Genomic DNA, 12,771 nt, shown 5'->3' on the forward strand with positions numbered 1-12,771 from the left:
TATGGTAATTTCAATCGATTAAGTGTGTGTAAAACAAAAAAGTGACGGGTTGTACATGCACTAAATTGAGCATTATTGCACCAATACGAAACAATATTTTCCGTCAACTCAACACGGTTTTCTCCTAACCCACTGGAATAACTTGACTAACCAGTCAGGAAGTTTGTGGCACAAAGATTGCTCAGATGTATTCATAAAATAGTACACAATAATGAATACAAGGAAGTCAGTATGTCTCAACAGGAAACCCACGACCTCATATATGGGTTAGAAGACAAGCCCAAAGCCGGCGCAGCACTTTACGCAGGGCTACAACATGTACTTGCGAGTTTTGTCGGAATCATTACTCCAACCCTCATCATCGGCGGCGTGCTTGGACTCGGCGAGCACGTTCCTTATCTCATCAGTATGGCGTTAATCGTGTCAGGGATTGGCACCTTTATACAGGCGCGCCGTATCGGCCCAATAGGCGCGGGGTTAGTCTGCGTTCAGGGCACCAGTTTTGCGTTTCTGAGTTCTGTCTTGGCGGCAGGCTTCATCGTTAAATCACAAGGTGGTGGTCCAGAAGATATTCTGGCAATGATCTTCGGGGTGTGTTTTGTCGGTGCCTTCGTCGAAATCATCCTTTCTCAGTTTATCAGCAAACTTAAACGTATTATCACACCTGTCGTGGCGGGTATCGTGGTAACAACGATAGGTATATCTTTGATTAAAGTCGGAATGACCGACCTTGCGGGCGGGTTCAACGCGCCAGACTTCGGCTCATGGAACAACCTTGTTTTGGGGACGGTTGTTTTAACCACCATCATCGTTTTAAATCGCTCTAAAAACCTAATGGTAAGATTGTCGTCAATCTTGATCGGTATGGTTATTGGCTATGTTCTGGCAGCCTTTATGGGCATGGTCAACTTAGAAGGGGCGTTTAATCAGCCTTTAGTCAGCGTCCCTGTTCCATTCAAATTCGGGTTTGATTTTGATTGGTTTGCATTTGTCCCAATCGCTGTTATTTACGCCATCACTGCCATCGAGTCAGCAGGCGATATTACGGCGAACTGCATTATCACCAAACAACCCGTGTCGGGCCCACAATATCTCAAACGAATTAAAGCTGGGATACTTGGCGATGGCGTGAACTCGCTGATTGCTGCGGTATTTAATACTTTTCCGAACACCACATTCAGCCAGAACAACAGCGTCATTCATCTGACTGGCATTGCAAGCCGCTATGTGGGCTACTTTGTCGCACTTATTTTGGTGGCTCTCGGATTGTTTCCTCTCATCGGTGCCATTCTGACTACCATCCCTAAACCGGTTATCGGCGGCGCAACCTTAGTCATGTTTGGTACCGTTGCAGCAGCAGGTATTAAGATCATTGCGAATGAAGAGTTAGATCGCCGAAACCTAATGATACTCGCCGTTTCATTTGGTATTGGTTTTGGCGTAATGCTCGTTCCTGAAATTCTGGAAGGTATGCCAAAAATCATGCAGAGCGTTTTCGGCTCTCCGGTAACTACCAGCGGTATTGCAGCGATTGTAATGACGTTAGTGTTACCAGAAACATCAAGCGAAAGTGCGCAGCAAGCAAACCAAAAAGAAACGCAAAAGACGCTTTCTAAACCAGCATTAGAAAAGTAACTAGGTTGAAGCTAACCAAAGACTAAACCACAACGGCCACTCCGATGATAACTCACGGGGTGGCTTTTTATGATCTTACTGAGCTGTTTGGCTGTTTGGCTGTTTGACTGTTTGACTGTTTCAAACATAAACCATTACAACATTTCCGCATCAAAACGCGCCGTGCGAGCTTGAGCGATTGTACAATTGGTTTCTGCCATTAATTCAGCCAGGGTGACGTTAGGGTTCTCCACCACTAAACGAATCAACTTGGCTTCCAGCGGCTCTAATTTATCCTGATGAGCCACGAGTCCGATTTCCATCTTGTTGATCACAAAACATAGCGCCTCTGACTCTTCTGCTTTGAGATGATCAAGAAAGGTTTTCAAATCCAATGCCTCACCAGAAACCTGCCAGTTTCTGGAACGTCGGACACGCTTCAACTCACACCCCTTCTCCATCGCAATCATTTTGGCCAGCTTAGCGTGCTCGCCACCAATACGGTGAATCAGCGAAGGCAATGGAATGGTGAGCTTGTTTGAATGCATAGAAGGCGTCATATCATCAGAAATAGACACACATTTTAAACTTAGCTTGCTGATTTTTCATCTTTTCGCCACACAGAGAATGAAATGTCGTTAACGTATTGAGTTAATAAAAAGGCCTACCTTGCTAAACAAAGTAGGCCTTGGTGATTTGATGGAACGAATCTATCGGTAATTAAAGCTCTTCGCCGTAGATGTCGAAGGAGAAGTATTTCGCAGCAATCTTGTCGTAAGTACCATTTGCACGAATGGTTTTGATCGCTTGGTTAAACTTCTCAGCCAATTCTTTATCATTCTTACGCAGTGCTAGTGCCGTACCTTCACCAATGTAGGCTTTATCCGTTACAGCTTCGCCAACAAACTCATGACCTTTACCAATGTCTTTGTCTAAAAACGCCAGCGCAAGTTGGTCTGAGTTACCAAAAGTCGCATCCAAACGGCCATTTGCCATATCCAGATACACTTCGTCCTGACCTGAATAACGTTTGATGGTCGCAACCGAGCCAAATTTATCCGTCACGTACATATCGTGAATCGTACCGCTTTGAACGCCAATTACTTTATCTTTTAAACCAGCTTCACTGATCTCAATGTTGTTGTCTGCTTTAGCAACAAAGCGAGCTGGCGTTTGGTAATACTTGTCGGTAAACAGTACGCGTTTTTTACGATCGTCAGTAATACGCATTGAAGCCATGATCACGTCTGATTTTCGCGCAAGCAGGCTCGGGATCAGAGAATCCCATCCTTGTGACACCCAGGTACACTCAAGCTTCGCTTCTGCACACAAGGCGTCTGCGATTTCGATATCAAAACCAACCGGCGTACCACTAGCATCCTTGTAATTGAATGGTGGGTACGTAAAGTCAGAAGCCAGACGAACTTCCTTTGCCATCAAAGGAGTCGATAGTAGTGCGGCGGTGCAAGCTAACGCGCTCAGCATTTTTTTCATGTGTAATGTCCTTATTATATTTCGATTGATGGTGTCACTAGATTGGTGTAGTTACAAATAGTTTCCGCTACTTCCTGCATGCTCTTTTCCGAACCGATCGTGATTCGAACACAGTTTTGCAGACTAGGCTCATGAGTCTGGTTACGCGTTACGATGCCTTGCTCTCGTAAGTATTCAAAAAGATTCACATCCGGCTTAGTGCGAATCAATACAAAGTTAGTCGCCGACGGGTAAATTGTTTCAATCCAGTCAAGACCTTCAATACGTGCAATAAAACGTTGACGAGATTCAATCAGGGTATGGGTATGAGCCGCTACTTTCTCTAGCCCTTCAGCACTTAACGCTTGGAGAACGATTTCTGCTGAGCTGTCTGGCATCGGGTACGGGGGAATCAGCTTGTAGACAAAATCCATAACCGACTGCTGAGCGATAATAAACCCGCATCTTACCGCGGCCAAACCGAAAGCTTTAGACAAAGTGCGAATCACAACCAGGTTTGGATAACGGTCAATTAGCTCAACGACACTTTGGTCAAGTTCAAATTCGATATAAGCCTCATCAACAACCACAATGGCGCTTTGCTGTGTCTGCTCTAACACGTCAACAATCTTTTGTGAGCTCAACAACTGACCCGTAGGGTTGTTTGGGGAGCATAAGAATACCAGATTCGCCTTCTCTGCAGCTTGAACCACACTCTCAACGTCGAGATCAAAGTTCGGCAAAAGCAGTGGAGAGTCGATAACATCAATCGCCAATGATTCAGCACAAAACTCGTACATCGCATAAGTCGGACTGCATATCGCGATGCTGTCTTTACCTGGCTGACAGAAGGTACGAATGAGCAAATCAATTGCTTCGTCCGCACCACGCACTGCCAGTGTTGGCTGTGACGTTGAGCAGTAAGCCTGGTATGCAGATGCAATATCATGAGGCAAAAAATCCGGATAGCGATGCAGTGGAGACTGGTGCTCTTTGTACAGCAGCGGCTCTTCCAACTCGTTCGCATTAAGCCACAATCTCCCAGCGCCGCCAATGCGTCTTGCAGACTGATATGGTATTAACTTTTTTATGCTCTCAGGAGCTAACTTCTCAGCTAATGACATTATATTTATCACCCCAATGTGAATACTTAATCAATATTTGGTATTCATTCTGTATTTAATTTCTTTATTGATAATAAATTAGTCAAGAATCGCTTTCGGTTAAATCGAATTAAAGGCATACTAGCCATGCAAAAAAATCATGGATAGATGACATGCAAACTAGACTCCCTTCGACAAAAAACCTGCAAGCGTTTTTAGCCACAGCGCAACATCTGAATTTCACTCACGCTGCAGAAGCGCTTAACATGACTCAAGGCGCGATCAGCCGCCAAATCCAGTCAATCGAGAGTCTGATGGGTGTTGCATTGTTTTATCGTCAGGCACGAGGACTGGCTCTGACTCCAGAAGGCGCGAAGTTTATCCCTCTCGCAGAAGAAATCATTCATCGCTTACAAATGTCGATTCGTGAAGTGGTGGATAGTGCAAACCGAATCAAGTTGAACGCACCAAGCTGTATTACCACATGGCTGTTAGGTCACATCGCCAATTTTCAGCAAGCTTATCCTGATGTGAATGTCGAACTGACCTCAACCACCAAGCATCAGGCGATACCCAACTTCGATAGTTTTGACTTAGTCATCTCGTACGGAAAACCCATCCGCAATAAAACCATTGAACAAGTACTATTGTTCGACGAGCTTCTGGCTCCAGTATGTGCGCCACAGTTGTGGGAAAAGATGGCCTTGTCTGTTTCAGAAGAAACAATAGATGAGCTAAACCTGCTCAAACGTTGTACTTGGCTTCATGCGAATACGGAGCAATCAGACTGGTCGATGTGGCTGGCGTCGCGAGGATATCGCAATGTTCAGGGCAAAGGGAACCAGACTTTTGCCACGCTTGATCAGGCGGTAAATGCGGCCCAACAAGGCTTTGGCATGGCGATTGGTGACATTACTCTGGCAGAGCAAGACTTAAAATCAAAGCGCTTAATACAGCCGTTCGACAGCTATGTCGCTTCTGGAAATGGTTATCACCTGCTCAATCCAAAACACGAACGCAATTCGATGGTAGGCAAACTGGTCAGTTGGTTGGCGGAGCAAAGCGAAAGTAATAGTGCCCAAAACTGGCTAGTGGCAAATTAAGACAGCCATTTTTTAGGGGAGTTTGGTTGGTAATAAACATGAATATATAAGGGATGTGATAATGATGCGGAAGCCGGTGATACTTACGCACCACAATCACCATAAGAACTCGATTTAGTTCTTTATAATATTACTGATTCTGTTTAAAGAAACGTTCAGCACTGGCAAAAAGAGATTCGCAGAGGTTTTTCTGCTTGTTGTATTCATCAGAACCTGCGTCCATTGATTCTAGGACTTCCTTGGCACTATGGTATTCTTTAACCATTTGCTCAAACTTCGCTTCATAGCCGCTTTTCTTATATTTTCTTGGCGATTTATCTTGTCTTTTTCGCATTCTTTTTCCTGTTTGAACATATTTATCAAAAGTATATTAAACATGCAGTCTATATTTTATATATCCGCTTGTATTGGCTTAAATAAGCCTGGTTCAACATACTACTTTAGTACTCATTAACGATGATAAATAAGCATTTCAAGCAATGAAAAGTTATCTAAACGATCATAACATTTGGGGCTGAAAGACCTTTCAGGTCATGTTCAGTTCTGAATGCTAGTTTGTGATCTTCTGATAGATACTTAAACATGCTGACGCTATTTTTTAACCCTCGTTAATAGTTGAAAGCAAAACTGAGACTATTTAATGGAAGATAAAGAATAAGTTGCTATGGGAGTTGTATAACGATATGACTCGAAAGAAAACTGAGAAGAGACTCGAACTATATGTTTCATTAATAGCTCACGTTTCGGAGCTGTACTCACTATACACTCATTACAATAAATAGATAGATATTTTCCATTTTCCTCAGTAGAACAGGGGCTGTCTCTATGCCTCTTGTGGTTTTACAAGAAGAACGCAACACTTAAATATCATTACAAATCACAAGATTAGAACAACCATTGCACACCTAATTTAAAATCACAGCCTATGACTACTTTACTGTTGCTCCTGCAATGAAGCCTGCACAAACTATAGCTTGACCACTGTATTGCATTTTCTATTGCAAAAAACGAATGCTTGAAGAACAAGGAAAAATTAAAAAATTAAAAAGCTAGCCTTTATCAATTTTATCGGTATACTGCACGTCAGCTCTTAAGAAAAGAGCTATTTAATTATTTTAAGATCAAATTTCTCTCAGTTCCTCATCGATTTCCTCGTTTACGTTCCTGCGACAAAGTATTTATCTCTAAATCATCTAATAGCACTTATTAGCTAATAAACTTAATATTAAAACTATACAAATATAGAGGTATCTATGTCTAATAAATCAACTGGTTCAGTAAAGTGGTTCAACGAAACTAAAGGCTTTGGTTTTATTTCTCCTGAAAATGGTGGTGAAGACTTGTTTGTTCATTTTCAATCAATTGTCTCAACTGGTTTCAAAACACTATCTGAAGGCCAAAAAGTCTCGTATGTTGTCGAGCAAGGCAAAAAAGGCCTACAAGCTGGCGAAGTTACTGTAATGTAATTCGTTATATGGCATCGATATTCATCGGTGCCTCTTCTCTCCTCTTTATATCATCGCAAGTCTTTCACCCAAGTCTATATACCCAAATAACTTGAACTTAAACGTTAAAATTCAGTTTGCAACGCAAACCAACCTTTCTAATAAGTCATTTCAGTATATATCTTTGGCAAAAGGCCAAAAACAATCCCCTATAATAACTAATGTGATTCATATCTGAATCATTTCGCCTAGTGCTTTACTCATATAAATAGGTTTATATAAAAAGCGATTGGCGAATAAAAGAGAATTAAATGAAAATAAATATATCCGCTCAATCAATAAACCACACTAAATATGACGACATTATTCCTAGCCGAGATTTTATTCTTAGCTTGTTCGACAAAGTCAAAAGCTATTTAAGCCATGAACAGATCTCTCACTCTGCGGGCTTGGATGAAAAACCACAAAAAGACGCCTTGAAAAAGCGCTTACGTGCAATGGAGCGAGACGGGCAGTTGATTTTTACTCATCGTAGAGGTTACAAAAAAGTCGATCAGGCTTTTTTAGTTACAGGGAAAATAAGTACTCACGCTGACGGCTTTGGCTTTGTTACATACGACAGCAATGAAAAAGACCTTTTCTTACCTAAACATCAACTGACTCATGTTTTCGATGGCGATATCGTGCTGGTTCTGAAAGGCAATGCTCAACAGCAAGGTCGTTCAAACCACCGCTTGATCAAGATCGTTGAACGTAAAACGACTCATATTGTTGGCTTGTTAAAGAAAAAAGGCTCTAACTTCTATTTAGTGCCAGAAAGCACAAAACTGACTCAAACCATCCATGTCACCCCAAATGAACTCATCGCCAAAAATGTCGGTAAACTCGTTCATTGTAAAGTCACAGCATACCCGGATCACAGACAATCAACCACGGTTGAAGTCGCAGAAGTCTTGGGTCGTGCGGGAGAGGCTGGAATCGAAGTAAAATTGGCATTGCGTCGCCATGGCATCAATGACAAATGGGATAAGGAAGTACTCCATGCAGCTTCCGTATTTGGCTCTCAAGTCGACGAAAAAGACAAAACATCTCGCGTGGATTACCGAGATTTACCTTTCGTCACTATCGACGGTGATGATGCCAAAGACTTTGATGATGCGGTTTATGGGTATCAAATGGACAATGGTCAATGGAAGCTGTTCGTCGCAATCGCTGACGTATCTCATTATGTCCAGCCAAACGACCACTTAGACCTTGAAGCACAGTCGCGTGCAACATCCGTTTACTTCCCTGGGTGTGTCGTGCCAATGTTACCAGAGTCATTATCTAACGGTTTGTGTTCACTAAATCCTAATGAAGATAGATTAGTGATGGTATGTGAGATGACCTTTGATAACGAAGGGAACATGCTAGATTCGGAGTTTTCTGAAGGGATTATTCACTCACATGCCAGGCTGACGTACAACGAAGCTAACCGGATTGTTATGCAGTCTCCTGCGAGAACAAAATACCAAAGCAACAATCCTAAAAATAATATCTCTCAGCATTTGGTGAATCTTCATCGCTTGTATCTGAACTTATCTGGTCAGCGTAAAATCCGTGGAGCCATTGATTTTGACACTCAAGAGCTCGCTTTTACGTTAAATAACAAAAAGAAGATTGCTTCTATCGTTCCAGTTGTTCGAAATGACGCCCACCGAATGATCGAAGAGTTTATGCTCTGCGCTAACGTTGCTACAGCACAGTTTTTAGAGCGACATAAAATATCGAGCCTATATCGCGTGCACTCCGGCCCTCAAATGAAAAAGCTATCTTCATTGAGAATGTTACTTGCAGACAGAGGGCTAACGTTAGCAGGCGGTGATAAGCCAACCTCTCACGATTACAACTCGTTATTGGAACAAGTTCGAGAATTGGATGAGTGCGACATAATACGCACCTTACTCTTGCGCTCTCAAAGCCAAGCTGAGTATTCGCCTAAAAACATGGGCCACTTTGGTTTAGCTTATGACGCTTACGCGCACTTTACCTCGCCAATTCGTCGTTACCCTGACTTACTCGTTCACCGCGCTATTCGAGCCAAACTAAGAGAACAAAGTAATGGCAAGCTACGTAGTCTGTTATTGAAGTTCAACCCTATACGCAAACTAGCCGGCATAGAGAATAACTACCCTTACGATACAAAAACGATTGAGCAGCTCAGCGTGCATTGTTCACATCAATCTCGCCAAGCTGATGAAGTAAGTCGTGAGGTTGAGTCGGCGCTAAAATGTCATTATATGAAACCATTCATTGGACAAAGCTTCATGGGGACCGTTTCTGGTGTTACACACTTCGGTGTTTTTGTGGAGTTAGAGGAAAACCGAATTGAAGGCCTCATACCATTATCAAGTTTCCAGAACGGGGAGTTTGAATTTGATGCGATCAAACAAAAAATTGCCAGCCCAACCACTACCTTCACGTTAGGTACTCAAGTCAAAGTGACCGTGAAAGAAATCGATTCTAAACAAAGAAAAATTATATTTAACTTCGCGGACTCTAGTGAATCGTCACTAAAACAGTAGACTCTTTGCCGCACAATAACCACCGTTTTCATAACTGACGACATCGCGCAAATGCGACGTTATGACCGAGAATAATGATACCAATCATCTATTTTTAGCCATAAAAAATGCCCCGATCTCGCAGGGCATTTTTGGTTACTAGTGATTATTTCATTTCCACCCAGTACTCTTTATTCGCTTCAAGTAAATCTTCTAAGATATCTTTCGCGACTTTTGCACTTGGAATAGTCGCGGACAGTGTCAACGCTTGCCACAATTTTTGTTTAGAGCCTTCTACGTGTGCTTGTACCACCAATTTTTCTACCGACACTTGTTGGTTCATCATGCCTTTTTGGAACTCTGGGATTTCACCAATTTGTAAAGGCTTCGCCCCTGTATTATCGACAATACAAGGGATCTCAACCATCGCAGTTGGATCAAAGTTACTAATCGCGCCATTGTTCGGCACAATAAGCAACATACGCTCTTTGGTGTTAAACGCGATGGCTGTCGCTAGGTCAACAATGTATGAAGCGTGCTCTTCCACTTCGATGGTCGTATCTGTCGCTGTGCCATTAGCGATAATGCGGTGACACTCGGTAAACACTTCCTTCTCACGACCTTCCATAACTTCGTTCGCACGGGTGTGCTCTTTGTTCGAGTGTTCTACGACGTAATCAGGGTACATATAGTATTTCAGGTACGTGTTTGGAATGGTTTCTGGATCAAGCGCATACACATCGCGAACTTTAATAAAAGTCTCCTTCCAGGATTCATCGGTATGCTGAGTGCCATTCATCGCACTTGGTGGCAAATAACCATACTCTGTGATGTATTCTTTGATACGCGGCATAAGATCTTCACCTGTTGCTGCGTCTTTGAATTCTTTCCACCAACCAAAATGGTTAAGACCATAGTACATAATGTCGAACTGTTTACGATCGTCATAACCAAGGATCTCTGCAATACGAGTCTCGATACCGATAGGCATATCACAGATATTCAGTACTTTTGAGTTAGGACGCATTACACGGCACGCTTCGGCAACAATTGCAGCTGGGTTTGAGTAGTTCAACATCCAAGCATTTGGCGAGTATTTCTCCATGTAATCAATCAATTCGATGACAGCAGGAATAGATCGTAGACCATAAGCCATACCACCTGCGCCACATGTTTCTTGCCCTACACAACCGTGACGCAGTGGGATTTTCTCATCTTGCTCACGCATTGCGTATAGACCCGCTCTAATGTGAGCCATACAGAAATCAATATCGGTAAACGCTTCTTCTGGATCCGTTGTGTAAGAAAATTCAATATGCGGTGCACGCTCTTTCAGCAAAATTTTACACGCTTCCGCCACGGTTTCCTGACGCGATGCAAAGTTATCGTAGAACTTCAGTTGACGGATAGGAAAACGCTCCTGATTTTCTAGCAGCATCATGACGATGCCAGGAGTAAATGTTGAACCGCCGCCTGCAATAACAACTGAGAATTCTTTTTTCATAATATGCCTCTCTTTTTTCGGGCGACGCCTCAGCCGCCCATACAATACTGGTTTAAAATTCTTTGATTAATCGTCTGGTCTTAGCGAGCCGGGCTAAGAGTTAGTTCCGATGCTTGTAGTTCTGGCTCATATTCATTAACAATCTTTTCGCACTCCTCACGTAACTGGGGCACATTCAAACCGATGATTACTTGCACGGCATTGCCACTTTTTACTAAGTTCACCGCGCCAGTACTCATGAAATATTCAGCGGATTCGACTTGATCTGCATCTTTCACCGTCACGCGTAAGCGAGTCGCACAGTTACTTAAGTCGGCTATATTTTTAACACCGCCTAAGCCATGAATGGTCTCAAATGCTTGGATTTGCAGTGGGCTGGCACCTTGATTGTCTTTGCCCGTATTTCCGTATTTTTTATTAAAGTCCTCTTTGGAATGCAGTTTCATCTCGGCTTCACCTCGACCTGCAATTAGCACATCGAACTTAACGATCAGGTACTTAAATACGAAGTAGTAAAGAACTGTAAAACACAAGCCAATCGCGATTTGCGTCACCACCATACTGGTATGGTTACCTAGCAGTGGAATCCAGGTACCCGTTGCAAATTCAATTAAGCCGCCACCCATATTGCCGACCACACCAAAGCTGTACATCACCATTGCCATAGTGCCTGCAAGCAACGCGTGAATGGCAAATAGCCAAGGAGCAATAAAGAGGAAAGTGAATTCAAGTGGCTCTGTAATTCCAACCATCACGGCGGTTAATGTGGCAGGGATTAGCAAGGCAGCAACCTTTTTGCGGTTTTCTGGTTTAGCCGTGTGGTACATCGCGAGTGCGATACCTGTGCAACCAAAAATCTTGGAGTTACCGTGTAATGCAAATCCACCAGCAGGGAAAAGGTCTTGCATAGATTGGCTAGATTGAGTGAACACTTCTAGATTGGTAAACCAGTCCACAGCAATTCCATTTGGCGTTGCCACATTACCGAACACGAATGGGGCATACACGAAGTGATGTAAACCTGTTGGGATTAAGATTCGCTCCAGAAAGGTATATAACCAAACACCAAAGGAACCCGAATCAACCATAAAGTTCTGTAAATTTAAAATCCCATGTTGAATTGAAGGCCACACATACAACGTTAACCAAGCAGAAGGAAGCATAGCGAAGAACGAAAGCATCGCTACAAAAGAGGCACCTTGGAAAATGCCTAAATATGCGGGTAGCTGTTTTTCAAAGGTACGGTTATGAATCCAGGTAACCAAAGCGGAGATTATAATGGCGCCAAAAATACCAGTATCGATGGTTTTAATGCCCGCAATTTCGGTCAATCCTGAAGTTCCACCGATAGGTTGAGAAAAGTCGACACCAAAAAACTCTCCCCAGAAACCTCCCATCGCGCCAATAAAGTAGTTGAAGGATAAGTACGAAACCATCACAACCATGGCAGCTCTGGCATGAGCGGTTTTAGCTAAACCAATTGGTAATCCAACGGCAAACAATAGCGCCATATTTCGGAAGATGGTCCAGCCACCTTCTTCAATAACTTGTAACACTTGATAATAAAGACCGCTTTTATCAGCTAAATCACCAACAAAAACCGGGTTTTTAAGAACAATGGTTAGCCCTACTAATATCCCGACAAAAGGAAATAGTAAAACTGGCGTAAACATCGCTCCGCCTAAACGTTGTATCGCACTCAACATGGCAGGATCCTTAATTTGTTATTTATTCATCTTCACAGTGTTCCGTCTTTCGACACATTCAAATTACTCCCAGACACAAAAAGAGACAAATTAAATACAAGTGAAACGTGATCGAATACAAATAAAAGATATGCTTTGAGAAAAAGCTCACAAAACATGACCTATAGATAATCTTTATACGTATATTGTGTGCTTTAAAACCGAATAATTGCGATACAACTCAATAAAGGTTATTGATTTGTATTATTTGCGATGTGATAATTTCATCAGAAATTAGAGA

The 12,771-nt window shown here is 42.6% G+C and carries 10 protein-coding genes; 4 read left to right on the forward strand and 6 right to left on the reverse strand.

Going from position 1 to position 12,771, the window contains the following annotated elements; translation table 11 throughout:
• Window positions 1-231: 231 nt before the first annotated feature.
• Entirely contained in the window at window positions 232-1,635 is a 1,404-nt protein-coding gene (locus DBX26_RS19775; RefSeq protein ID WP_065303302.1) for a uracil-xanthine permease family protein, read from the forward strand.
• 134 nt (window positions 1,636-1,769) lie between these two features.
• Here the strand turns inward: DBX26_RS19775 and DBX26_RS19780 are convergent, their stop codons facing one another.
• The 3 genes from DBX26_RS19780 to hisC form a co-directional block, all read right to left on the reverse strand.
• Window positions 1,770-2,162, reverse strand: coding sequence for a ribosome recycling factor family protein (locus DBX26_RS19780; RefSeq protein ID WP_118120677.1), 393 nt, complete (start codon window positions 2,160-2,162; stop codon window positions 1,770-1,772).
• Between the two features lie 172 nt (window positions 2,163-2,334).
• Window positions 2,335-3,108, reverse strand: a complete 774-nt coding sequence (locus DBX26_RS19785; RefSeq protein ID WP_065297847.1) for an ABC transporter substrate-binding protein — start codon at window positions 3,106-3,108, stop codon at window positions 2,335-2,337.
• Between the two features lie 14 nt (window positions 3,109-3,122).
• Complete coding sequence (gene hisC / locus DBX26_RS19790) at window positions 3,123-4,214, reverse strand: histidinol-phosphate transaminase (RefSeq protein WP_065298862.1); 1,092 nt, start codon at window positions 4,212-4,214, stop codon at window positions 3,123-3,125.
• 149 nt (window positions 4,215-4,363) lie between these two features.
• Here hisC and DBX26_RS19795 point away from each other — a divergent pair, with 149 nt between their 5' ends.
• Complete coding sequence (locus tag DBX26_RS19795) at window positions 4,364-5,293, forward strand: LysR family transcriptional regulator (RefSeq protein WP_118120678.1); 930 nt, start codon at window positions 4,364-4,366, stop codon at window positions 5,291-5,293.
• Between the two features lie 130 nt (window positions 5,294-5,423).
• On the opposite strand, the gene DBX26_RS19800 is transcribed toward DBX26_RS19795, so the two are convergent.
• Window positions 5,424-5,627 (reverse strand): hypothetical protein, encoded by a 204-nt coding sequence (locus DBX26_RS19800; RefSeq protein ID WP_014233671.1) that lies wholly within the window; start codon window positions 5,625-5,627, stop codon window positions 5,424-5,426.
• Between the two features lie 919 nt (window positions 5,628-6,546).
• Between DBX26_RS19800 and DBX26_RS19805 the strand changes: the two genes are divergently transcribed.
• Together DBX26_RS19805 and rnr are read left to right on the forward strand one after the other, a co-directional pair.
• A complete protein-coding gene (locus DBX26_RS19805) occupies window positions 6,547-6,759 on the forward strand; it encodes a cold-shock protein (RefSeq protein ID WP_005483265.1) in 213 nt (70 codons plus the stop codon).
• Window positions 6,760-7,049: 290 nt separating this feature from the next.
• Window positions 7,050-9,302, forward strand: a complete 2,253-nt coding sequence (rnr, locus tag DBX26_RS19810; protein WP_118120679.1) for a ribonuclease R — start codon at window positions 7,050-7,052, stop codon at window positions 9,300-9,302.
• A gap of 145 nt (window positions 9,303-9,447) precedes the next feature.
• On the opposite strand, the gene DBX26_RS19815 is transcribed toward rnr, so the two are convergent.
• Complete coding sequence (locus DBX26_RS19815; RefSeq protein ID WP_014233669.1) at window positions 9,448-10,785, reverse strand: 6-phospho-alpha-glucosidase; 1,338 nt, start codon at window positions 10,783-10,785, stop codon at window positions 9,448-9,450.
• A gap of 80 nt (window positions 10,786-10,865) precedes the next feature.
• Window positions 10,866-12,491: an alpha-glucoside-specific PTS transporter subunit IIBC gene (locus DBX26_RS19820; protein ID WP_118120680.1), complete on the reverse strand. Its 1,626-nt coding sequence runs from the start codon at window positions 12,489-12,491 to the stop codon at window positions 10,866-10,868.
• Window positions 12,492-12,771 lie beyond the last annotated feature (280 nt).

The sequence above is a fragment of the Vibrio sp. dhg genome (genome assembly GCF_003443775.1).
Classification (GTDB): domain Bacteria; phylum Pseudomonadota; class Gammaproteobacteria; order Enterobacterales; family Vibrionaceae; genus Vibrio; species Vibrio natriegens.